Here is a 22,134-nt window from a genome sequence, read left to right as displayed (position 1 = left end):
GCTTGGTGTGCCGGTTGGCTCAAGATATGCTCCAGTTCTGTTCGCTTTTACCGGCCGACATTCTGGGGCAGGGCCCAGTGACTCTGTGTTGCAAGTCAGGCGGAATATAAGGAACTGAAGTGGTGCACGCTGTAGAGGAAGCCAGGCAGACGCTTGTTCATCCAACGGCTCTGGTTGCCCCGGGGGCAAAGCTTGGGCAAGGCGTGGTTATTGGTCCGTGGTGCTCTGTTGGGCCAAATGCAGTTCTTGATGACGGGGTGGAGCTGATCTCCCACGTTGTTGTGGATGGGCATACCCATCTGGGTGCGCATTCGCGCTACTTTCCGTTCTGCACGGTGGGTATGGCGCCGCAGGATCTCAAATACAAAGGCGAACCAACCCGGTGTGAGGTCGGTGCCCGTACGGTTGTGCGTGAGCATGTGACCATTCACCGGGGAACGGCTACAGGTGCTGGGGTTACGCGTGTTGGTCAGGATGTGCTCATCATGGCCAATGCGCATGTCGCCCATGACTGTGTGCTGGGTGACCGTGTGATCATTGTCAACAACGTGGTCATGGGTGGCCATGTGACAATTGGCAACGATGCTCGCGTTATGGGCTCTGCCGCCATCCACCAGTTTGTCAGGATCGGGCACGCTGCTCTTGTGGGTGGGGTGGCTGGTGTTGAAGCCGATGTTATTCCTTATGGGAGCGTGCTGGGTAACCGCGCTCGGCTGATTGGCCTGCACTGGATATGGCTGCGCCGCAACGGCGTGCAGTCGGCCGAAATCCAGCTGATGCGCAAAGCCTTTTTTACCTTGTACCCCAAGGTCTGTGGCGATGTGTCTTTTCAGGCGCGGCTGACACATGTGCGTGAGACTTTTGCGGGCAATGCACGGATTAAGGAAATTCTGGACTTTATTGATGCTCCCAGCCACCGTGGGCTCGTGCGCCCCGCACGTGGTGGTGCTGCTGATCAGGCGGAAACCGAAGGCGCGTGAGTGCCGCGCCAACAGCGGTTGGCATTCTGGCGGGGGGAGGCCCTCTGCCAGCCAGAGTGGCAGAGGCAGCACACGCCGCAGGCCGACCTGTTTTTATTATTGGATTTGAAGGGTTTGCCGACCCTACCACGTTAGCCCCCTGGCCGCATGAATGTGTGCGTCTGGGGGCCGCGGGCCGCATGTTAAGCCTGTTACGTGCCCATGCCTGCTCTGATCTGGTGCTTATCGGCCCTATCCGCCGTCCTTCCCTGCGTAGCCTTTACCCCGATGCTGAAGGGGCCCGTATTCTGGCCCGCCTTGGCAAAGCCCTGTTTGCGGGGGATGACGGCCTGCTGGCAGCTTTAGTGCGTATTCTGGGGGAAGAGGGTTTTCAGGTGCGTGGCGCACATGAATTTTTATCCCACTCCGTGGCTGAGGCCGGTGTGCTGGGCCAGTTACGGCCAGATGAGCAGGCTCTGGCGGATATAAAGCACGGTGTTATCGTTGCTCAGGCGCTCGGCCGGCTGGATATAGGGCAGGGCTGTGTGGTGCAGAACGGCGTTGTGCTGGCCGTAGAGGCTATGGAAGGCACGGATGCCATGCTGGCGCGCTCGGGGGCATGCCGCCAGCCCGGGGATGGCGGTGTGCTGGTCAAGCTGCTCAAGCCGGGGCAGGAAAAAAGAGCCGATATGCCGACGATAGGGCCGATAACGCTGCAAAACGCGCATGCTGCAGGTTTGCGCGGGATTGCGTTTGAGGCGGGGAATACCCTGTTAACAGACCGCGCCGCCTGTGTGGCAGAGGCCGCAAAACTGGGTTTGTTCCTGATCGCCATAGACCCGGCAGAAATACAGTCCGTAGAATAACAGCGTACAAGAGTTGTTTGTTGAGCTGAGGGGAGAAACGCTATGTCCAGTTTTTTGCATACTATGGTGCGTGTTCGTAATCTGGAGCAGAGCCTGGCATTCTATGCGCTGCTTGGTATGCGTGAGCTACGCCGCCGTGATGTGCTAGAAGGCAAATACACCCTTGTTTTTATTGGCTTTGCAGATAACGCTGCGGGGCAGGCGGAAATTGAGCTGACCTATAACTGGGGTCAGGATAATGGGTACGAGGTTGGCACTGGGTTCGGGCATTTTGCCATAGGCGTGGCCGACGTTGCCGCTGTTGTGGAGCGTGTTCGCGTAGGCGGTGGCAAGGTTGTGCGGCCTGCCGGGCCAGTCAAGTTTGGAACCAGCATTATTGCGTTTGTGGAAGACCCGGACGGCTACAAGGTGGAACTGATCGAACGCCCGTAAGGCAGGGCTTAATCCGTTTTGCGTTGTTTGAGGCGGGCAGTCAGCCGGTCTAGCGAATCATTAATGGTTTCGGCCGCTTTTTTTGTGGCAGGGTCGGGGCTGAGCGCCAGTTGGTCCGCAACCAGCATAACGGGTGAAATAATACCACGTATGTCATGGCGCAGTTTGGGGTCGTTTTCCCCCGCTGGTGCCGTAGGGGGTGGTGGGGTGTCTGCCTGCGGTGCGGGGGCTGCTTTGGGCTGACGCACCGCTATCCATGCCGCACAGGCCCCTGCAAGCCCCACAAACGCTGGGGTGAGCATATGCGGCACCCCCAAACCCACAGCCAGCAGGCAGGCCAGTACAGGCAGGCCAATAACGGCCAGAATGGTCCAGAAGCGGGTGGGGGAGAGGGGCATGCGGCGTTCCATCATGCGGGTGATCGTGCGGGAATGGGCATGCGACTCTGCGCTGCACATTGACGTTCTTCTATCTGAACTTTATAAGCCGCGACTTCAAGAGAGAGTGGCTCGTACTGCGGCCACTGGCGAAGCATATTCAAACTGAAGGGAGTGCAGCCATGAAGCGCACTTATCAACCGTCCCGGCTGGTCCGCAAGCGTCGTCACGGGTTCCGCACCCGTTCGGCTACCGTTGGCGGCCGTCGTATTCTGGCAAACCGTCGTTCCAAGGGCCGCAAGCGTCTTTCCGCGTAAGCGTTGTCCGGCAGTCCGGTTTTGATGGACTGGTCTGAAGGTCAGGAGCAGCCAGCAGCAGGGGCGCAAGCGTCCATGCGGCTAAAAAAGAGAAAAGAATTTCTCTTTATGGCGGCCAAGGGGCGAAAAGCCCCGGTGTCTGGTCTTGTCCTTCAGCTTTTCAGGCGGCCCGATTCGGACCCTGCGCGTGTTGGCTTCACGGTGACCAAAAAAGTCGGGAATGCCGTGGTGCGTAACCGGGTGCGCCGCAGGTTGCGTGAGGTTGTGCGCAGAGTGGAAGCCGATACACCGCTAAATGGGCTTGATCTGGTGCTGATAGGGCGGGGTGCTACGCGCGACCGCTCTTTTGACGCACTGGTGGCCGATTTTCGGAAAGCGTTGAAGCTCTGTATGCGGGAGTCGTGAATGTCCCGTCTTGCATTCCTGTCAATCCTGCGCTGGAACACGGTTGTGCCGTTCAAGACCGCCCTTTGGGGTGGGTGTTGAGTTTTCCATTTTTGTTATGTGCAGGGGGCCTGTAGGCCAGAGCTCATGGATTCAAAACGTCTCATACTGGCAACGCTGTTGTCAGCTCTGGTTCTTATCGGGTTTGATTACTTCTTTCCCCAGGCTCCGGCACATCAGCCTGCTCCGCAGGTAACACAGACTGTAGCCAGCCAAGCGGCTCCAGCCTCGGCAGCAGTCGCTGGCGCGGGTCAGGCAACCACTGCGCAGGCTGCTACTGCGGCGGTCGCGGATGTGCCCGATGGGCCGGATACCCGCATTGCCATTAATGCCCCGTCCGTTCAGGGGAGCATCAACCTGCGTGGTGCCCGGTTGGATGATCTGGTGCTCAAGCAGTACCGCGAAACCGTAAAGCCCAACAGCCCGGACGTACGCGTTCTCAGCCCTGTGGATACCAAGCGGGCTGATTATGTGGATTTCGGCTGGCGCGCGGCATCGTCCGATGTGCCGGTCGCTCTGCCGAATGCTCACACATTGTGGAAAGCCTCCGGCACGCTGCTTGATGGCGAACACCCGCTGACCCTGAGCTGGGACAACGGTGCAGGGCTGACGTTTGAAGTCGCTCTTGGGGTGGACAAGGACTATATGTTCACGGTCACCCAGCGCGTGCACAATGCAACGGGGCAGAGCATTGCCCTGTACCCCTACTACCGTGTGAACCGTGGTTACACCCCGGAAGAAACCGGCGGTATGCTGGTGCACGAAGGCCCGATTTCGGTCATTGATGGCCGCCTGAACGAAGGGTCCTACAAGTCCGTCCGTAATGATGGTGTGCCGCCTGAAAACGTGGCCTGGAGCCATCAGGGTACAGGCGGCTGGGCCGGGATTACCGACAAATACTGGCTTATGGCTATTGTGCCCGATCAGGCTGCCAGCGTGGTGGGGACGTATGCGTGGCAGGCTGCGCAAACGCAGTATCAGGTCGGGTTTACGGCAACGGCTCCCATGCAGGTGGGGGCGGGGCAGACCATCTCCACTCAGGCGCATGTGTTTGCTGGTGCCAAGGAAGTGCGGCTGCTTGAGCAGTACGAACACGACCTGCATATTCCCATGTTCTGGAAGGCCGTGGACTTCGGCTGGCTTTCCTTCCTGACCCGTCCTGTGTTTTTTGTGCTGGACTGGCTGAACAGCCATCTGGGCAGCTTTGGTCTGGCACTGCTGACCTTTACGGTTATCGTGAAGGTGGCCTTCCTGCCGCTGACCATCAAGCAGATGCGCATGACCTGGAAGACCTCGCGCCTGAAGCCGCAGGTGGACCTGATCCGGGCACGCCACAAGGATGATCCGGTGGTGATGCAGCAGCAGATCATGATGCTGTACCGCAAGGAAAATGTAAGTCTGTTTGGCGGCTTCCTGCCCCTGTTCATTCAGGCTCCCGTGTTCTGGTGCCTTTACAAGGACCTGTATGTCACGATTGAAATGCGGCATGCGCCCTTTATTGGCTGGGTGAAGGATCTTTCTGCTCAGGACCCGACCAATATCTTTAATCTGTTCGGTCTGATCCCCTTTGATCCGGCGCAGATCCTGCCCATTCTCACGCTTGGGGCGTGGCCCATCATTTACGGTGCGACCATGTTTGTCATGCAGAAGGTCAGTGCCAGCTCCACCAGCATGGACCCCGCACAGCAGAAGGTAATGATGTTCATTCCGCTGCTGTTCACCTTCTTCATGGCGCGGCAGCCGGTGGGTCTGGTCATTTACTACTGCTGGAGCAACGTGCTGACCGCCATACAGCAGATTATCATCATGGGTCGGCTTAAGGCGGCGGACGCCAAGCCCCAACTGGTTGCCAAGAAATGACGTATCAAGAGCCTTCTTTCCGCGAACTGAAGGACGAAGCAGACATCGCCGCCGCTCTGGAAGAAGGGCGGCGGCTTTTTGCCGGTTCATGCGATTTTGTGTTTGGTGCCCAGAAGCTGGGCCAACTGCCACCGCAGACACTGCCAGAAATCGCATTTGCCGGGCGCTCCAATGTGGGCAAGTCCAGCCTGATCAATGCCCTCACGGGGCGTAAGACGCTGGCCCGTGCCTCCTCCGAGCCGGGGCGGACCAAGCAGCTCAACTTCTTTGATCTCGCACAGCGTCTGATGCTGGTGGACATGCCCGGCTACGGCTATGCCCGCGCTGCCAAATCCGTAAAGGAAGACTGGCAGGAGATGATGTTCGATTACCTGCGTGGCCGCCCCAGCCTGCGCAGGGTCGTGCTGCTGCTGGATGCACGTGTGGAAATGAAAACGCATGATCAGGAAGTTATGAAGCTTCTGGACCGTGCAGCTGTCAGCTTTCAGGTTGTGCTGACCAAGTGTGATGATGTTAAGCCCACCGCACTGGCCCGCAAGCAGGCTGATGTAGAGGCTGAAATTGCACGCCATGCAGCCGCTTTTCCGCATCTTTCTCTTACCAGCAGCCAGACCGGACTGGGTATTGAAGCATTGCGGGCGGAACTGGCAGAGTTTGCCCTGGCGTGATCAGGGATTATGGACAGACGATGGCAGGATTTTCACAGCATGACTGAACCGAGACTTCCTTCTACCGGCGACAAGCATGATGCTTTGCATGAAGCTGCCGTGCTGGCCAATGCCCTGCCGTACCTGCGGCGCTACGCGGGGGATACCATTGTGGTCAAGTACGGTGGCCACGCAATGGGGGATGTAGGGCTGGCCAAAACCTTTGGGCGGGATATTGCCCTGCTCAAGCAGGTGGGCATTAACCCGGTTGTGGTGCATGGGGGTGGTCCGCAGATCAACCAGATGCTCAAACGGCTGGATATTCCCTCCCATTTCATTGACGGGCTGCGGGTTACGGACGCCAATGTGGTGGATGTGATCGAGATGGTTCTGGCTGGTTCGGTCAACAAGCAGGTGGCCGAACTGATCTGCGAGGCCGGGGCCCTTGCCGTTGGGATTTCGGGCAAAGATGGCAAAATGATCACCGCCCGCAAGATGCGGCGCACCGTGCGGGATATGGACAGCCAGATCGAGCGCGTGCTTGATCTGGGTTTTGTGGGGGAGCCAGTCAAGGTTGACCCGCGTGTGATCTACGCCCTCTCCGGTTCGGGGCTTATCCCGGTTATTGCGCCGGTAGGCCTTGGTGAAGATGGCGAGACCTATAACATCAATGCCGACACCGCAGCCGGGGCAGTGGCAGGGGCCGTGCATGCGACCCGCCTGCTGATGCTGACTGATGTTCCCGGCGTGCTGGACAAGCAGGGTAACCTTATTCCCGAACTGACCGCCGCACAGGCGCGTCAGGCCATTGAGGAAGGGGTGATTACCGGCGGCATGATCCCCAAGGTGGAAACCTGCATCGAGGCTGTGCAGGGTGGTGCACGCGGGGCTGTTATTATTGATGGCCGCATGCCCCATGCCTGCCTGCTGGAACTGTTTACGGCTTCCGGCTCGGGCACGCTTATCCGCGCGGAATAAGGCTGCGCGGGCAGGGGTAACAGAACAAGACCTGCGTTGACAGGACAGGTCCCTGTCCGCATGGTCTTTTCCTCTTTTGTTGCCGGGCGGGCCTGTCGCCCGGGTTTATTTTTCATGTTTCTGATTGGTGTGCCATGACAGACGAAACCCTCCGCGCTCACATTGAAACCCTGTGGGAAGAGCGCGATCGCATTTCTTCCGCAACCGTGGGCAAAGACCGTGACGCCATTGAAACAGCGCTTGAAGCGCTGGATTCTGGTCGCCTGCGCGTGGCTGCCCCGCAGGAAGATGGTTGGGTTGTGCATGAATGGCTGAAAAAAGCCGTGCTGCTCTCCTTCCGCCTGAATGACAGCATTGTTCAGCCCGGTGGCGCAGCAGGTGCTCCGGCTTACGATAAGGTGCCCCTCAAGTTTGCTGGCTGGGATCAGGCCCGTTTTGACAAGGCCGGGTTCCGCGTGGTGCCGGGTGCAGTTGTGCGCCGCTCTGCCTTTATTGCCCCTGGGGCCGTGCTGATGCCGAGCTTTGTCAACGTTGGTGCTCGCGTGGACAGCGGGACCATGGTGGACACGTGGGCAACTGTTGGCAGCTGTGCACAGATTGGCAAGAACTGCCATATCAGCGGTGGCGCAGGTATTGGTGGCGTGCTGGAGCCGTTGCAGGCTGCTCCGGTTATTATCGAGGACAACTGCTTTATCGGTGCCCGCTCCGAAGTGGCCGAAGGCGTTATTGTTGAACGGGGTTCCGTTCTGTCCATGGGCGTGTTCCTTGGGGCCTCCACCAAGATTGTGGACCGCGCAACGGGCGAAATCTACATGGGTCGCGTACCGGCCTATTCCGTTGTGGTGCCGGGCACCATGCCGTCTTCCAACCCGGTTGGCCCGGATGGTCGCCCTAACCCGGCACTGGCCTGTGCGGTTATTGTCAAGCGTGTTGATGAGCGGACCCGCTCCAAAACCTCCATCAACGAACTGCTGCGCGACTAAGCACGCCAGACGTAAAGGACGAGACTGACGTATGACAAAGGCCACATCCGGCTCCCTTCCCGCTGATCTGGCGTTGACAGACCCGCTGGGTGTGGCCCGTTTGCTCATCCGTCAACCGTCTGTTTCTCCCGACCCCGGTGAATCTCAGCGTCTGCTGGGGGCTATGCTGGAGCGCCTTGGTTTTGCCGTAACCCACCTGCCTTTTGGCGAAGGGGCGGAGCGTACCCCCAACCTGTTTGCCCGTCTGGGCGAAGGTGCCCCCCATATCTGCTACGCAGGCCATACGGATGTGGTGCCCGCCGGGAACGAAGCAGACTGGACGCACCCTCCCTTTGCCGCAGATGTTGTGGATGGTGTGCTCTACGGTCGCGGTGCGTGCGACATGAAAGGCGGCATTGCCGCCTGCGTGGCTGCCATTGCCCGCCGGGTACAGAGCGGGGTTGGCAAAGGCTCCATCAGCCTGCTGATTACAGGGGATGAGGAAGGCCCAGCCACCTACGGCACCCAGAAGGTGCTGGAATGGATGGCCGTACAGGGCCAGATTCCCGATTACTGCTTGGTGGGGGAGCCCACAAACCCCCAGACATTGGGCGAGATGGTCAAGGTAGGCCGCCGTGGCAGCCTGAACGCCCGTATTGTGGTCGAGGGCACGCAGGGGCACGTGGCCTACCCGCACCGGGCGGATAATCCCGTGCATCGCCTGCTTGCAGTGCTGGCGGTTCTGCGCGCTGCACCGCTGGACCATGGTTCGGAGTATTTTGAGCCTTCAAGCCTTCAGGTCACCAGTCTGGATGTGGGGAATACGGCCACCAACCTTATTCCTGCACGGGCGGAAGCACGGCTGAATATCCGGTTCAATGACCTGCACACCGGTACTGCCCTTGGTGGGTGGATCAAAACCGTATGCGCCCAGCATGCACCGCGCGCACAGGTGGAGATCAGCATTAGCGGCGAATCCTTTTTTGCTCCCCCGGGGGCGGAAATGGCGGTGCTGCAAGAGGCCATTACAAGCGAGACCGGGCTTTCTCCCAAACTGGACACGGGTGGGGGCACGTCAGATGCGCGCTTTATTGCCCGTTACTGCCCGGTTGCGGAGTTTGGTCTGGTCGGGGCCAGTATCCACAAAGTGGATGAACATGCCGCTGTTGCTGACATGGAAAAACTGACCAGGATTTACGAAGCCTTTTTAAAAGGGGTAGGGGTGTGATCCCAGATACAGGCAAGCTGGGCGCGGCTAGGCGCATAGTGCAGGGCATGTTGCAGTTGGCCGCAGGCAAGCGGGAAGGGCTGGCCTGTTTTGAAGGCACGCCAGACGCCTTTGGTGCAGCCCTTGCACCACAGATGGCCTGCATACTGGTAGGGGGGATTCAGATCTTCCTGCTGCCTGATAAGGTCATGTCCGCGACCAAACTGCTCCTTTCCTTTTGCGTGCTGTTGCTCCCTGCGGTTATTTCCCAATTTTATGCCCAGCGCTGGGGGCGTGGCGCACTCTGGCTGCGCTACATAACGGCTGCAACATGGTGTGGTTGGGTTGTGGTACTGATCTCGCTGGCCTGTGCGGTTATTGCGGCGGTTATCACGCCGGATATCGCGCGCCAGCAGGTTTTTATCGGGGCACTGGCATTGTGTGCCGCAGCCTACGAGCTCTGGCTGCAATGGTTTGTGGCCAAGGTGGGGTTGGGTATTTCCGGTGGCCGGGCTGCGTTGCTGTATGTGTCCATTCTGGTGGCATCAGCCACGCTTTATGGGCTGGCCGCGCTGTTGCCCCCGCATTACATGGTTATTCACGACCTGCTCCAGCCTATGGTGAACGTTAAGGCAAAATAAGGGGGGGATCCCCTTTTTTGCTTTAAGGCTGGATGTAAGCCGCCAGTCAGGTGGCTTATGTGCGGTTTTGTGGGGTCGGGCTGGCAAACGGGTCTGGCTCATAGCCAACACCATTTAAATATAAGCCATCTGGCGGGGCTGTGGGGCCAGCGGCACTCCGGTCGCGCGCAGCCAGAGCCTGAGCCACCCGTTCGGGCTCCCATGCGCCGGTTCCCACCTTTTTGAGTGTCCCCACCATGTTGCGGACCTGATGGTGCAAAAAGGACCGGGCCTTGGCAAACACCACCACTTCATCCCCTTCACGCGTAATGTCCAGCTGGTCCAGTGTGCGGACAGGGCTGTTGGCCTGACAGGCCACGGCGCGGAAGGATGTAAAATCGTGCAGGCCGAGCAGCATGTTGGCGGCCTGCTGCATACGGTGCACATCCAGCGGGGATTTAACGTGCCAGACATGGCCTTCGGCCAGTGCAGGGCGTGTGCGCCGGTTGAGAATGCGGTAGCGGTAAGAGCGCCATGTGGCAGAAAACCGGGCGCTCCAGTCCAGGCTGACCGGGGCCGCATCCAGCACAACCACGGCATGGGGTTTAAGGTGGTAGCTCAACCCCTCTCGCACGGAATAGCTGGAAAAACTGGCATCTGCCGGGAAGTCCAGATGCGCGACCTGCGCAAGCGCATGCACGCCAGAATCTGTGCGTCCCGCTGTAATGCTGGGTACGGGCCTGCCACCGGCAAGGCGAAAAGCGGCTTCTTCCAGCAAGGCCTGAACAGACAGGCCCGAAGCCTGCCTTTGCCAGCCGACAAGCCCACGCCCGTCATATTCCAGTTGAACAGCCCAGCGCTGGATGGCGGGGGTAGTCATGGGGTGCTGTCAGGTGCAGGGGTGCCAAGGCGGGTGCCCGCAGGCAGGGGTTGCCCGCGCAGGAACGCATCGGCTTCCATCATGCCGCGACCGGGGCGTTGCAGGCGGGTCAGGTGGATGCAGTCTGTGGCACAGGCCACGGTTAGCTGGTCGTCCACAACCGTACCGGGCTGCTGCGCAACCGGGTTGCCGGGCAGCGGTATGCCCCCCCCGATTTTGATAACAGTCCCATCTTCCAGCGTGGTGAAGGTGCCGGGCCAAGGTGTGAGGGCACGAATCTGGCGGTCGATGGTTGTGGCGTCCTGCGTCCAGTCAATACGGCCGTCTTCGCGCGTCAGGCGGGGGGCGTAGGTTACGCCTGTATCTGGCTGTACCTGCCGTGCCGGGCGGTTTGCGGCTATGCGGGCCTGTGTATCTGCCGTGTTGGCGCTGGTCGGGGGGAAGTCCTGCAATACCCGCAGCACCATTTCTCCCCCCAGAGCGCTCAGGGCGTCGTGCAGGGTGGAGGCGGTTGTTTTATCTGTAATGGGTACGGCCTCACGCAGTAGCATGGGGCCTGTGTCCAGCCCGGCTTCCATCTGCATGATGGTCACACCACTTTGGGTATCTCCGGCCAGAATGGAACTCTGGATCGGGGATGCTCCCCGCCAGCGGGGCAGCAGGCTGGCATGGATGTTCAGGCAGCCCAGCCGGGGAGCGTCCAGCATGGTCTGGGGCAGGATCAGCCCATACGCTGCAACAATGGCGGCATCGGCCCCTAGTGCTGCAAACTCTTCCCATTCCTGCGGATTATTGCGCAGCGAGAGCGGGTGGCGCACTGGCAGACCAAGCTCCTGTGCGGCCTGCTGCACGGGGGATGCACGCAGTGCCTTGCCCCGCCCGGCCGGGCGGGGGGGCTGGGAATAGACGGCAGCAATGTCGTGCCCGGCGGCATGGAGTGCCTTTAGGGCGGGTACGGCAAAATCTGGCGTACCCATAAAAACAAGACGCATCGGGCGGGATTTTTCCACTTAGTTGCGCTTCAGGTCCTTGGCCAGACGGCGCAGGATCATGTTGCGGCGCAGGGCGGACAGGTGGTCCACAAACAGAACACCATCAAGGTGGTCAAGTTCGTGCTGGATGCAGGTGGCCAGCAGCCCGTCCACATCACGCTCCTGTTTGTCGCCATTAATGGTCTGCCAGCGCACACGCACTTTTTCGGGGCGGACCACTTCGGCGTACTGGCTGGGGAGGGAAAGGCAGCCTTCCTCCCGCGTGGCCATTTCTTCCGTTTCGGCCACAATTTCCGGGTTGATCAGGATCATGGGCTCGCGGTTTTCTTTTTCGCCCAGATCAATCAGAACAAACCGCTGGCTCAGGCCAACCTGCGGGGCGGCCAGCCCAATGCCGGGGGCTTGGTACATGGCGGCAAACATGCCGGGGAGAATCTTCTGGATTTCCGCCATGTCTTCGGGTTTGACCAGTCTGGCTTTCTGGCGCAGCACGGGGTGGGGCGGCGTCAGGATGGTCATGGGGGCCGCTTTATCCGAGGCAGCGGAAAATGCGGCGTCTGTCAGGGCTGCGTTTGTCATACAGCCCGATTTAGCGTTCCGTTGTGGTGGATGCCAGCACAAAACGGCAAGAAAAGCTTTTCTTGCACAAAAAACCTGTAACTTTGCCGCCACAATATGGCGTGCAGACCACAGTGTGTGCCCATCAGGCCATAATGAAGCGGGACACAGGGTTGCGTGTGCCCGCTTCTATCCCATATCGTGAAGAGATCGGATGCCGTGGCGGGTCCGGTTTTATACGTCTCGCTCAGAAAGGAGGAGGCTTGTACGATGTCAGGCAGGCTTTTTGGCTCGCCCATGTTTTTGGGTTTTGATCATCTGGAACAGATGCTGGAGCGCGCCAGCAAGGGTTCGGGTGACGGGTATCCACCTTACAACATAGAGCAGATAGCCCCCAACGGCCTGCGTATTACCCTTGCGGTTGCCGGTTTTCGGATGGAAGATCTCCAGATCACGCAAGAGGACAACCAGCTTGTTATCCGTGGGCGTCAGGCGGAAGAGGGGGAGGAGCGTGTTTACCTGCATCGTGGTATTGCCTCCCGCCAGTTCCAGAAGGCGTTTGTGCTGGCCGAGGGTATAGAAATCGGCGGTGCATGGCTGGATAACGGGCTGTTGCACATTGACCTGTTCCGCCCTCAGCCCGAGGTCAGGGTCAAGCAGATCGAAATTATGCAGGGTGGGCAAAAAGGGCAGGTTGGTGCGAGCACCGGCGTTAAGCCCCGGTCCACGCCGCGTATGCTGCATCCGGTTATGGATGTGGATGGTAGTTGAAACCCGGAAGGAGGACGCAATGAAAAGCAGCATGCAGGGTGGTTACATGCCAGCTGGTCTGCCGCAGGCCGAACGTGTGGCGGATGTGCGGCAACTTTCGGATATGCAGTTCCGCTCCCTTGGGTTGAGCAAGGTCGCCTATACGCGCCCGGCTACTCTGGAGGACGGCGAGGAAGGCTGCGCCATTTACGCAGCCGACGGGTCGCTGCTGGCCGTGGTGGATGACATGGAAACAGCATGGGGCGCCATTGTGCAGAATGACATGGTGCCAGCTTCTCTCCAGTAACCCGTATTGATGGGATTATAAAAAAAGGACCGGTTTGTGCCGGTCCTTTTTTGTTAGGGGCATGGCCTGCCAGATCAGGCTGGGGGGGGATCCAGCGGGGCTGTGTCCAGCCAGCCGATGTTGCCATCGTCCCGGCGGTAAACAAGGCTGATATGGCGGCTGGCCGAATTGCGGAAAAGCAGGAAGTTCTGGCCCGACAGGTCCAGCCGCATCACGGCCTCACCGACCGAGAGCACGGGAATATCCGCAGGCTGTTCGGCAATAATGGTGGCAAAGGTTTCCTCCTCCGTTGTCAGGGGGGCAGAGGGGGCTGCGTCTGTTTCGTGTTCTTCTATGGGTTGCAGAACGTAGGAGCGTGCGCGTTCGGGCAGTTCCTGCCGGGTGGTGGAACGGGCATGGGAGGTGACGCGCTTGTGGTAACGGCGCAGGCGCTTGGCAATGTGCTCGGCGGCATCATCAAACGCGGCATTGGCATCCGCGGCCTCGCCTTCTCCACGCAGGACCAGACCCCGGCCGGCTTTTACGTTGATGTCGCATGTAAAAAAGGAGCGGGCCTTACCAAAGGTGACCTGCGCCTGTAGCCCTGTATCAAAATATCGCTCCGCAAGATTACCCAGATGGGTGTTAACCCGATGTTTCAAGGCGTCGGAAAGATCAATCTGTTTACCGGAAACCTGAATATGCATAGGACATCGTTCCTTGCGACTGGCAGGACGGTCCACCCTCCAAACAGCTCAGTACCCGTTCAGGCGGCACTGCGGAGCAATGGACTGGCCTGTGTTGCATTGCAGGCAGGGTCTGCAATGTTTCATCCTGTATTTGGGCATGGGTAAGGTGTTTATGTCCATGCCTTTGTTACAGATATAATGCAAAGCTTTGCCCGCTGGTTGCATGGCCGATGCGTTGGATAAAAATATAAAGGCGCATGGCAGGCTTGTCGCCAGCCCCACCCTGTGCCTACACAGGATGTGCAGGCCTTACACGTTGTTATCCGGATATTTGCCCACCATGCTTTTACGTTCCGCTCCACCTGAGCATATGCCCAAAATGCCGCGTGGCTGGGGGTGGCAGATCAAGCTGGGGTGCCTTGCGGCCCTTGTGGCGTTGTATGGCGGCTTTATGTGGCATGTGACACACCAGAAAATTCGCCCGGTCATGGAGCGGGTGGATATTCCGGTAACCGTTGTGGCCCCGCCCAAGCTAGCTGCGCCACCGGCACCTCCCATAACCATGCTTCCGCCGCCACCGCTGGCTGTGGCGGCTCCCCCGGTTTTGCCGGGAGCTGCGGCGCAGCAGCCCTGATTACCTGAACTGGAGATAGGGTGTGAGCGAACTATGCGTGGCCAGCGTGCATATCTACCCGGTCAAGGGGTTGCATGGGCTTTCTCCTCCCGCCGCCATGCTCAGCCCGTGGGGGCTGGAGGGTGACCGCCGGTGGATGGTGGTGGCCCCCGATGGCAGGTTTATAACCCAGCGCACCTGCCGCGCCATGGCGCTGGTAACGCCCATTCCCACAGCGGAGGGACTGACGCTTACCCGTGCTGGCATGCCGCCCTGCCCGGTGCGTTTTCCCGGCTCCGAGGCCCCCATCGCGGTGGTAACGGTCTGGAAGGATCAGGTACAGGCGCGCGATGCGGGCGATACGGCCGCAGCATGGCTGGAGCAGGCATTGGGGCAGCCGTGCCGGCTGGTGTGGATGCACCGGCCAGAGCTGGCGCGTATCCGCCAGCTTGGCGCGCAGCCACGCCCCGTTTCTTTTGCTGATGGCTACCCGCTTCTACTGGCCAATACTGCCTCGCTGGATGACCTGAATACACGCCTGCCCGCAGGGCAGGGAGTGCCCATGACCCGCTTCAGGGCCAATATTGTGCTGAGTGGCGCACAACCTTGGGCGGAGGACGGGTGGCGGCGTTTATCCATTGGCGGGAGTGTTGTGGTGCGTGTGCTCGCCCCGTGCTCGCGCTGTGTGGTCACATCCATCGACCAGAATACGGCGCAGGTGCCTAACCCCAAGGAACCACTGGCCACACTGGCCAGCTTCCGGCGTGCGCAGGGTGGGGTTATGTTTGCGCAGAATGCAGTGGTGGAAAAAGGCGGGCTGATCAGCGTGGGGGATAAAGCCCAGGTGCTGGAGGAAGGCCCTTCCAACCTGCTGGATATGCAGGCCTGAACAAAGCCGGGGAGGAGGGGGGAGGACCTTATACCCCCCGGTTCAGCCATGCCTGCTCTGGGTGCTGGACGCCGGGCTAGAGCGAGAAGCTATCGCCCAGATAAACGCGCCGGACGTCCTCATGCGCGACAATTTCTTCCGGCACGCCCTGCATCAGAACCTGCCCGCTATGCATGATGTAGGCGCGGTCAATCACTTCGAGTGTTTCACGCACGTTGTGGTCGGTGATCAGCACCCCGATCCCCCGGTCCTTGAGGTGGGAAACCAGATCACGGATTTCGCCCACGGCAATGGGGTCAATCCCGGCCAGAGGTTCGTCAAGCAGGATGTAGTGCGGCTGGCTGGCCAGAGCGCGTGCAATTTCCAGCCGTCTGCGCTCCCCACCGGACAGGGCGAGGGAAGGGGAGTGGCGCAGGCGGGTAATGCCAAATTCGTTGAGCAGCCCATCCAGCATGACCTGCCGCTGGTCGGGGTCGGGTTCAACCACCTCCAGTGCCGCCATAATGTTCTGCTCCACATTCAGGCCCCGAAAAATGCTGGCTTCCTGCGGCAGGTAACCAATGCCAAGGCGCGCACGCCGGTACATGGGGAGCTGTGTAATGTCGGCCCCATCCAGCGTAATGGTGCCGGTATCGGGCTGGACCAGCCCCACAATCATGTAAAAACTGGTGGTTTTGCCTGCGCCGTTAGGGCCAAGCAGGCCAACGGCCTCCCCCCTGTGTACTTCGAGCGAGACGTTTTTGACCACCTGACGCTTTTTGTAGCTTTTGCCAATGTTATGGGCGATCAGGCCGTGCCCGGGCTTGTGGGGGGCGCTCAGGTCAATGGGTTCTGGGCCAATGCTTACAACTTCTTCACGCACCGTTTCCTCGGACGTCCAGCTTACTTCCCGGTTCATTGTTACTTCCTGTCCGATGAATCGCCATTATTGGGAACAATAAGCCCGCTTACCCGGTTGCCCGGCCGTTCTGTCATGGTGGCGATACCCGTGTGCATGTTAATAATGGCCGCAGCCCCCTGAATCTGGTTTGGCCCGCGTGTAATATGCACGTTGCCAACAATGCGGGCTATGCCCGAATCCGGCACATACACGCCGCGGTCACCGGTTACGATTTCGGTCTGGGTGCGGACCCACACATGGCCGAAGGCATTGACCTTTTCCAGCTTGTTGGAGCTGGAGGCAAGGGGGTCCCCCGAACTGCCGGTTTTGTTCTGGCTTGGGGTTGCCGTTTTGGGGGTATCAACCGGGGTGCTGTACCCCACAAGTACATCGGCCCGAATCTGCCTGTGATCATCCGTGGTTACGGTGGCATCGCCCCGGCCAATGGAAATATGCTGCTGTGAGTAATATTCCATGGAATCCCGCGCGGTCAGCACATCCTGCGGGGTTGTCAGCCGGAGGTTTTTGCCGGTCATGACCAGCACGGCCTTGTCCATGTCATAGACCGCCTTATCCCCCCATGCCTGATCGGTATCGGTAAAGATATGGACGTGGCCTATGGCTTCCAGCCGGTAAATTTCGTTCGAGCCGGAGTCCTGGCCATCGGCGGTCTTGTCGTCACCCGTCGTGGCGGTGGGGGGCGTGGTGCCCGGTGGCGTTGCCGTAGTGGTGGACGGGGCCGGGTCGGGAGTGGGGCGGTCCGGCTGGACGGCAGGCGGGGGGGCTGCCTGTTCGGTCTGTGTGGTGGCTGTGGTGCCGACTGGCAGTTTTTTGCGGTAATAGGCAATCAGCTTGTCCGCCGTGACCGTGGCGTTGTTCCGTACGGCTTTGGCCTGATCATAAGCGACCACTTTTTTAAGGTTCTGGTCCCAGTCAAACCCGCCCAGAGCCGTTACCGCAATCTGCCCGCCATGTGACAGGTCAATCGCCTGCGCCTGTGCCGCACCATGCCAGAGCATGCCGCCTGCGGGCAGGCTGGCCAGCAGGCACCAGCAGCGCGCAAAGGAGCGTATGGCGGAGGAAGGGGAGGGCGAGACTTGTGTTGTCATGCTTCAGGATGCCTTTTTGCCAGTCTTGGCATCGTTCTGGCGGTCATCATTAAGGATCAGGAGGCCGGGGCCACGGAACTGGGCCAGACCATCATGCTGGCTGAGCAGGAAGCCACGCGCATCCAGCGAGCCAAACGGGCCTTCTGCCCGGACCCATGAATCAGAGGTGATAATGCCTGCCTTGATGTCAATATCGGCAAGGGGGGTGTGCATCATCAGGCCATCATCGCGGTACAGGGTGACTTCTCCGGTCAGGTCAAGAATCTGTGCGTGTTGCATGTAAACGCCTTTTTCCGATCGGACCATAAGCCAGTCCCCCCCCTGTGTCAGAATGTCGGCCATGGGGTTGTTCAGGTCCAGCCTGTTGCCGGGGGCCTGATGCACCGTATCCGCCGTGATCGTGAACGGGCGGTCGTGTTCATCCACGCCACGGTAGGTGGCCCCGACAAGGTTACCGCTTTCTATCTTGACCTTGCTTAACTCGCGCATGGTGGTCTGGTTGGCGCTTATCAGGTGCTCCACTTCAGGCCAGACGGCAATGGCGGACAAAAGCAGCAGAGCCGTGGCCGGTAGCAGCCATTTGGCCCAGCGCAGCATGGTGCGCCTGCGCGCCAGTGTGGCGGCATCTGGCACCTTGCGCCGGATGGACGACGCCGCAAGGCGTTCGCGCTGCTGCTGTATATCCACGCCCGATCGGGCGTAGTCCTCACGCTCGGGGCGTTTGCCGGGGGTGTCTGTCATCCAACGCCTGCCCGGACCAGATCATGCAGGTGGACAACCCCAATGGGCTGGCCTGCGGGGTTAAGAACAAAAAGGGCAGTAACGGGCCGCTCACGCGCATTCATGACCTGCAACGCCTCGGAGGCAAGCACATCCGGGTTTATGGTGAGCGGGCGTGGGTTCATAATGTTTTGTGCCAGTGTGGTTGTAAGGTCATGGTCCAGCGCGCGACGCAGGTCACCATCCGTGATCAGCCCCGCCAGTTCCCCATTCTGCCCCACAATGCCAACGCAGCCTAGCGCCTTGTGTGTCATTTCCATAATGACATCCCGCATGGGCGTGTCAGGCGCGGTCAGGGGCATGGCGTTGCCTGTGTGCATGACCTCGCGCACCGTGCGCAGGCGTGCGCCCAGCCTGCCACCGGGGTGGAACGCTCCAAATTCTGTTGCGGTAAAGCCCCGCTGCCGCAGCAGGGCCACGGCCAGTGCATCACCAAAGGCAAGCTGCATGAGCGTGCTGGTGGTGGGGGCCAGCCCCATGGGGCAGGCTTCTGGCATGGCGGGCAGGGTCAGGGCCAGTGTGGCTGTTGTGGCCAGTGTGGAGGTAGCCTTGCTGGTTACGGCCAGCAGGGGTTGGCCGGTGCGCAGGGCATGGGCGGCAATGTCGGCCAGTTCTGTGGTTTCCCCCGAATTGGAAAACGCCAGAATGGCATCTGCGGGCAACACCATGCCCAGATCCCCGTGCGAGGCTTCGGCAGGGTGCACATAAAACGAGGGCGTACCCGTGGAGGCCAACGTTGCCTGTATCTTGCGCGCAACATGGCCGGACTTGCCAATGCCCGTAACCGCCACCCGGCCGGTAATGCCCAGCAGAACAGCCACAGCCTGAGCAAATGCCCCCCCCAGGCCGGAGGGGTCTTCCAGCGCAAGAGCCAGTGCATTCAGCCCGGCCTGCTCCATGCGCACGGTCGCTGCGGCGTCCATATCGGGGGTGGGGGGCGTGGTGTGGGCTGGGGGTGTCATGGGTGTCAGGTCGGTCCGGTGGCAAAGGGGTGCCAGATACGCCGTTGCTCAGGCGCGGTGGGAGAAAATATCCGGGTCTTCGTAACCCATCATGTCCAGCCGTGCGCGCGTGGGCAGAAAATCATAGCATGCCTGCGCCAGATCGCGCCTGTTTTCACGCTCCAGCAGGGCGTCCAGCTTGTGCCACAGCGCGTGCAGGTACAGCACGTCCGAGGCGGCATAGGCCAGTTGTTCGGGTTTGAGTTCTGGTGCGCCCCAGTCCGAGCTTTGCTGCTGTTTGCTCAAATCCACACCCAGCAGGTCCCGGCACAGGGCAGCCAGCCCGTGGCGGTCCGTAAAGGTGCGGACCAGCCGGGCCGCAATTTTGGTGCACACAACGGGGCTGACCGTAATACCCAGCGCATGTTGCAGAATGCGCACATCAAACCGTGCAAAATGCATGATTTTGGTCAGCGTGGGGTCTGCCAGAACGCGCTTGAGGTTGGGGCAGTCATACCCCGTTCCGCCAAGGGAGGGCGGTATAAGCTGGACCAGATGGGCCGTGCCATCCCCGCTGGAAAGCTGGACAAGGCAGAGCCGGTCCCGGTACGGGTTCAGGCCCATTGTCTCCGTATCCACGGCAATGGAGCCGGTAAAGCGCAGGCCATCGGGCAGATCATTTTTATACAGGGTAATGGCGCCCGCACATGGGCCCTGAGCTGCGGACATGGGGCGCTCCCGTTCTGCTGTTGTGTCTAGGCTGCTTTGCATCAGACGGATTACAGCCGCAGGGGGGGAATGTCCATCTCCCTGCTACGCCCGGGCACGCGACAGACAAAGATAACCCCCGCGCCGTTGTAGGGATAGGCGGATACCCCGCTCATGCGCTAGGGGAGAGGCAGAGTGACTCCAACCTGGAACCGTATTGTCCATGCAGAACCCCCGCAAAGCCGCACGCCCCGCACGCCGCTCCCGTTCATCCGCCCATGGTGGCGGTGGGCGCGATGGTACGGCCCCGGCGGGCAAATGCTGGCTGTTTGGTACACATGCCGTGGCGGCGGCTCTGGCCAACCCGCGCAGGGTGTACGAGCGCCTGCTGGTGACCGAGGCCGAACACCCGGTGCTCGAAGAAGCCGCACGCACAGGTGGGCGGGGCTTGCAGGTCAACCCCGAACTGGTGCAGCGCGCGCGGCTGGACGACCTGCTGGGGCCGGAGGCGGTGCATCAGGGCGTGGCCATGCTGGCGCAGATTCTGCCCTCGCTCTCGCTGGAGGAGGCGCTGGAACGCCCCGGCCCCGTGCTGGTGCTTGATCAGGTTACAGACCCGCGCAATGTTGGCGCCATACTGCGTTCTGCCGCAGCCTTTGGGGCGGCCTGCATTGTGGTGCAGGACCGCAATGCTCCGGAGGAAACCGCCGTGCTGGCCAAGGCCGCATCCGGCGCGCTGGAAACCGTGCCTTTTGTGCGCGAGGTCAATCTCTCCCGCGCAATAGAAATGCTGCAAAAGGCGGGCTGCTGGACGGTGGGGCTGGATGCTGGCGGCACAATCCTGAACGGTGCCGGGTTTGACGGGCGGCGCGTAGCCCTTGTGCTGGGGGCGGAAGGGCGTGGCCTGCGCCGCCTGACGCGTGAAAGCTGTGATGAAATTGCCGGACTGTACATGCCCGGTGAGATGGAAAGCCTGAATGTGTCCGTTGCGGCCGCACTCGGGCTTTATGAACTGGTGCGCCGCGGCATGCCTGCCGCGTAACAGCCAGCAGCAACAAAAAACCCGACATAATACCCAATATCGGCCCCACCCAGCCAGCGGGCAATGGGGCCGGTGTACAGGCTGCTGGTGGAAAACAGACCAACGGTCAGGGCGGTGGTTATGGCAAATATGCTGGCACCCCGTGTCCATCCGACTGGCGTGGGCCGTGGGGTGTGGTCTGTGCAGTACCAGTCCGCCAGCACAATGCCGATCCACGGGGCAATCCAGTACATGGTCACCATCAGGTAGTCAGTGTAGAGCGTGGTGTACCGCCCTGCACCGGCTACGGCCAGCACGTAGCCCAGTGTGGCTGTCAGTATGGCTGCAGCAACGCGGGGTACATGCACCCCGGCGGAAATAAGGCTGTAACTTGCCGTGTTGTCATTGAACGAATTGCCGGTAATGGAAGACAGCGCAATGGCAGCCAGTGCAAACGTACCCAGTGGGCCCAGAGTATGCAGGAGCGATGCAATAACCGCTGTGGGTGAAGCATCCGCCACACTACCGGCTGAAATCAGGCCCAGAATCTGGAATGGAATGGCCGAAGCCAGCAACCCGGCCAACGCAAGCAGCACCACTTTTTTGGAGTTGGCGCTGGCAGGCAGGTAGCGCGTATAATCCGAAGAATAAGACGCCCATGACAGGTTAAAGCTGACCAGAACCCCCACAGCCAGCAAGAATGTGCTCACGCTGACGGGGTGATGACTGCCGAGTGGTGCCTGCCCGCGCAGGGCAAACACAATGCCAATAAACGCAAAGGCCACCAGCAGGAACGCGCCAAGATATTTCTGCAATGTCTGCACCACGTGATGGCCGTAAATGGAGGCCAGCATCTGCACCCCGGCCAGCACGCCAAGGGCTGCCCAGAACGGGGCGTGTATGCCGCCTGCCAGAAGCAGTGCAATCAGGGCGGTTGCTGCGGGTACGTTGTTCACCGCGTCCCACCCCACGCAGTAAATCCAGTTCAGGAACGCAGGCAGGCGCAGGCCCATCTGCCCCAGCGCACGGCGTGAGGCCTCCATTTGCGTCAGCCCGGTTACAGGGCCAATGGCAGCAGCCAGTGCTACGGGCAGTGCGCCAATCAGGTTGCCCAGTATTACGGCGGCAATCCCTGTTTTAAAATCCAGCCCCATGCTTGCCAGCAGCGCCCCTGTAACCCAGCCGCCCAACCCCAGATTGGGGGCAAAATGGCTCCAGAACACGCGGTCCATTCGCATGGTTTTCAGGTGTTCGGGCACAGGTTCGCGCACGGCGGCGGCGGACATGTCCTCCATTACGGCATGTGCGCGCAGGGGGGTGTGCTGCGTCATGTCTGGGGTTTTTTCTGCATTGGGCTGGGGGGCGGGGT

27 protein-coding genes are annotated in these 22,134 nt (G+C 60.3%); 16 read left to right on the top strand and 11 right to left on the bottom strand.

Annotated elements, in window-relative coordinates; genetic code table 11:
• Positions 1–122: 122 nt before the first annotated feature.
• The 3 genes from lpxA to gloA are packed head-to-tail and all read left to right on the top strand — an operon-like array spanning position 123 to position 2,257.
• On the top strand, positions 123–980 hold the full coding sequence (gene lpxA / locus ACSYTG_RS09505; RefSeq protein ID WP_489783849.1) for an acyl-ACP--UDP-N-acetylglucosamine O-acyltransferase: 858 nt from the start codon (positions 123–125) through the stop codon (positions 978–980).
• Positions 977–1,825, top strand: coding sequence for an LpxI family protein (locus ACSYTG_RS09500; protein WP_489783810.1), 849 nt, complete (start codon positions 977–979; stop codon positions 1,823–1,825). The genes lpxA and ACSYTG_RS09500 overlap by 4 nt, the downstream gene beginning before the upstream one ends.
• A 42-nt stretch (positions 1,826–1,867) precedes the next feature.
• A complete protein-coding gene (gene gloA / locus ACSYTG_RS09495) occupies positions 1,868–2,257 on the top strand; it encodes a lactoylglutathione lyase (RefSeq protein ID WP_489783809.1) in 390 nt (129 codons plus the stop codon).
• Positions 2,258–2,265: 8 nt separating this feature from the next.
• On the opposite strand, the gene ACSYTG_RS09490 is transcribed toward gloA, so the two are convergent.
• Entirely contained in the window at positions 2,266–2,715 is a 450-nt protein-coding gene (locus ACSYTG_RS09490; RefSeq protein WP_489783808.1) for a hypothetical protein, read from the bottom strand.
• Between the two features lie 101 nt (positions 2,716–2,816).
• On the opposite strand from ACSYTG_RS09490, the gene rpmH reads away from it, so the two are divergent.
• The 8 genes from rpmH to ACSYTG_RS09450 all read left to right on the top strand — a co-directional run bounded on the left by rpmH (position 2,817) and on the right by ACSYTG_RS09450 (position 9,690).
• Positions 2,817–2,951: a 50S ribosomal protein L34 gene (gene rpmH / locus ACSYTG_RS09485; RefSeq protein WP_081774758.1), complete on the top strand. Its 135-nt coding sequence runs from the start codon at positions 2,817–2,819 to the stop codon at positions 2,949–2,951.
• Between the two features lie 24 nt (positions 2,952–2,975).
• Positions 2,976–3,356 (top strand): ribonuclease P protein component, encoded by a 381-nt coding sequence (gene rnpA, locus ACSYTG_RS09480; protein ID WP_086645211.1) that lies wholly within the window; start codon positions 2,976–2,978, stop codon positions 3,354–3,356.
• Positions 3,357–3,482: 126 nt separating this feature from the next.
• Positions 3,483–5,255 (top strand): membrane protein insertase YidC, encoded by a 1,773-nt coding sequence (yidC, locus tag ACSYTG_RS09475; RefSeq protein WP_415424496.1) that lies wholly within the window; start codon positions 3,483–3,485, stop codon positions 5,253–5,255.
• Positions 5,252–5,923: a ribosome biogenesis GTP-binding protein YihA/YsxC gene (yihA, locus tag ACSYTG_RS09470; protein ID WP_086645213.1), complete on the top strand. Its 672-nt coding sequence runs from the start codon at positions 5,252–5,254 to the stop codon at positions 5,921–5,923. The genes yidC and yihA overlap by 4 nt, the downstream gene beginning before the upstream one ends.
• 39 nt (positions 5,924–5,962) lie before the next feature.
• Positions 5,963–6,880, top strand: coding sequence for an acetylglutamate kinase (argB, locus tag ACSYTG_RS09465; RefSeq protein ID WP_086645214.1), 918 nt, complete (start codon positions 5,963–5,965; stop codon positions 6,878–6,880).
• 134 nt (positions 6,881–7,014) lie between these two features.
• Positions 7,015–7,863 (top strand): 2,3,4,5-tetrahydropyridine-2,6-dicarboxylate N-succinyltransferase, encoded by an 849-nt coding sequence (gene dapD / locus ACSYTG_RS09460; protein WP_086645215.1) that lies wholly within the window; start codon positions 7,015–7,017, stop codon positions 7,861–7,863.
• A 31-nt stretch (positions 7,864–7,894) separates the two neighbouring features.
• On the top strand, positions 7,895–9,070 hold the full coding sequence (gene dapE / locus ACSYTG_RS09455; protein ID WP_489783807.1) for a succinyl-diaminopimelate desuccinylase: 1,176 nt from the start codon (positions 7,895–7,897) through the stop codon (positions 9,068–9,070).
• Positions 9,067–9,690 (top strand): hypothetical protein, encoded by a 624-nt coding sequence (locus ACSYTG_RS09450; protein WP_086645217.1) that lies wholly within the window; start codon positions 9,067–9,069, stop codon positions 9,688–9,690. Before dapE ends, ACSYTG_RS09450 begins: the two co-directional genes overlap by 4 nt.
• Positions 9,691–9,745: 55 nt before the next feature.
• Here ACSYTG_RS09450 and truA read toward each other — a convergent pair whose 3' ends face one another.
• Genes truA through def form a run of 3 tightly spaced genes read right to left on the bottom strand, consistent with a single transcriptional unit; the run spans position 9,746 to position 12,120 of the window.
• Entirely contained in the window at positions 9,746–10,549 is an 804-nt protein-coding gene (gene truA / locus ACSYTG_RS09445) for a tRNA pseudouridine(38-40) synthase TruA (RefSeq protein WP_095349092.1), read from the bottom strand.
• Complete coding sequence (fmt, locus tag ACSYTG_RS09440) at positions 10,546–11,541, bottom strand: methionyl-tRNA formyltransferase (protein WP_489783806.1); 996 nt, start codon at positions 11,539–11,541, stop codon at positions 10,546–10,548. The genes truA and fmt overlap by 4 nt, the downstream gene beginning before the upstream one ends.
• 18 nt (positions 11,542–11,559) lie before the next feature.
• The gene (gene def, locus ACSYTG_RS09435) at positions 11,560–12,120 is read right to left on the bottom strand and encodes a peptide deformylase (RefSeq protein ID WP_086645219.1); all 561 of its coding nucleotides are present in this window, start codon (positions 12,118–12,120) and stop codon (positions 11,560–11,562) included.
• A gap of 249 nt (positions 12,121–12,369) precedes the next feature.
• Between def and ACSYTG_RS09430 the strand changes: the two genes are divergently transcribed.
• Both ACSYTG_RS09430 and ACSYTG_RS09425 read left to right on the top strand, forming a co-directional pair.
• Entirely contained in the window at positions 12,370–12,870 is a 501-nt protein-coding gene (locus ACSYTG_RS09430) for an Hsp20 family protein (protein WP_086645220.1), read from the top strand.
• Positions 12,871–12,889: 19 nt separating this feature from the next.
• On the top strand, positions 12,890–13,156 hold the full coding sequence (locus tag ACSYTG_RS09425; protein WP_086645376.1) for a hypothetical protein: 267 nt from the start codon (positions 12,890–12,892) through the stop codon (positions 13,154–13,156).
• A 74-nt stretch (positions 13,157–13,230) separates the two neighbouring features.
• Here the strand turns inward: ACSYTG_RS09425 and hpf are convergent, their stop codons facing one another.
• The gene (gene hpf / locus ACSYTG_RS09420) at positions 13,231–13,842 is read right to left on the bottom strand and encodes a ribosome hibernation-promoting factor, HPF/YfiA family (RefSeq protein WP_086645221.1); all 612 of its coding nucleotides are present in this window, start codon (positions 13,840–13,842) and stop codon (positions 13,231–13,233) included.
• Between the two features lie 322 nt (positions 13,843–14,164).
• Here hpf and ACSYTG_RS09415 point away from each other — a divergent pair, with 322 nt between their 5' ends.
• Both ACSYTG_RS09415 and ACSYTG_RS09410 read left to right on the top strand, forming a co-directional pair.
• Entirely contained in the window at positions 14,165–14,458 is a 294-nt protein-coding gene (locus ACSYTG_RS09415; protein WP_253527096.1) for a hypothetical protein, read from the top strand.
• 22 nt (positions 14,459–14,480) lie between these two features.
• A complete protein-coding gene (locus tag ACSYTG_RS09410; RefSeq protein WP_489783805.1) occupies positions 14,481–15,326 on the top strand; it encodes an MOSC domain-containing protein in 846 nt (281 codons plus the stop codon).
• A 76-nt stretch (positions 15,327–15,402) separates the two neighbouring features.
• On the opposite strand, the gene lptB is transcribed toward ACSYTG_RS09410, so the two are convergent.
• The 5 genes from lptB to ACSYTG_RS09385 all read right to left on the bottom strand — a co-directional run bounded on the left by lptB (position 15,403) and on the right by ACSYTG_RS09385 (position 19,765).
• Positions 15,403–16,224 carry an LPS export ABC transporter ATP-binding protein gene (lptB, locus tag ACSYTG_RS09405; protein ID WP_095349085.1) on the bottom strand — a complete coding sequence of 274 codons (822 nt, stop codon included), beginning with the start codon at positions 16,222–16,224 and terminating at the stop codon, positions 15,403–15,405.
• 2 nt (positions 16,225–16,226) lie between these two features.
• Positions 16,227–17,225, bottom strand: coding sequence for an LptA/OstA family protein (locus ACSYTG_RS09400; protein ID WP_489783848.1), 999 nt, complete (start codon positions 17,223–17,225; stop codon positions 16,227–16,229).
• 93 nt (positions 17,226–17,318) lie between these two features.
• Positions 17,319–18,056: an LPS export ABC transporter periplasmic protein LptC gene (gene lptC, locus ACSYTG_RS09395; protein ID WP_086645225.1), complete on the bottom strand. Its 738-nt coding sequence runs from the start codon at positions 18,054–18,056 to the stop codon at positions 17,319–17,321.
• Entirely contained in the window at positions 18,053–19,057 is a 1,005-nt protein-coding gene (locus tag ACSYTG_RS09390) for a KpsF/GutQ family sugar-phosphate isomerase (protein ID WP_086645226.1), read from the bottom strand. The genes lptC and ACSYTG_RS09390 overlap by 4 nt, the downstream gene beginning before the upstream one ends.
• 48 nt (positions 19,058–19,105) lie before the next feature.
• Positions 19,106–19,765 (bottom strand): ribonuclease D, encoded by a 660-nt coding sequence (locus tag ACSYTG_RS09385; RefSeq protein WP_233129023.1) that lies wholly within the window; start codon positions 19,763–19,765, stop codon positions 19,106–19,108.
• Positions 19,766–19,967: 202 nt separating this feature from the next.
• Between ACSYTG_RS09385 and rlmB the strand changes: the two genes are divergently transcribed.
• Complete coding sequence (rlmB, locus tag ACSYTG_RS09380; RefSeq protein ID WP_165925138.1) at positions 19,968–20,786, top strand: 23S rRNA (guanosine(2251)-2'-O)-methyltransferase RlmB; 819 nt, start codon at positions 19,968–19,970, stop codon at positions 20,784–20,786.
• On the opposite strand, the gene ACSYTG_RS09375 is transcribed toward rlmB, so the two are convergent.
• Positions 20,750–22,096: a purine-cytosine permease family protein gene (locus ACSYTG_RS09375; RefSeq protein ID WP_489783804.1), complete on the bottom strand. Its 1,347-nt coding sequence runs from the start codon at positions 22,094–22,096 to the stop codon at positions 20,750–20,752. The two genes, rlmB and ACSYTG_RS09375, sit on opposite strands and share 37 nt — an antisense overlap.
• Between the last annotated feature and the right edge of the window lie 38 nt (positions 22,097–22,134).

This window comes from Acetobacter sp. ESL1128, from assembly GCF_058505085.1.
This window is presented reverse-complemented; position numbering and strand designations above follow the sequence as displayed.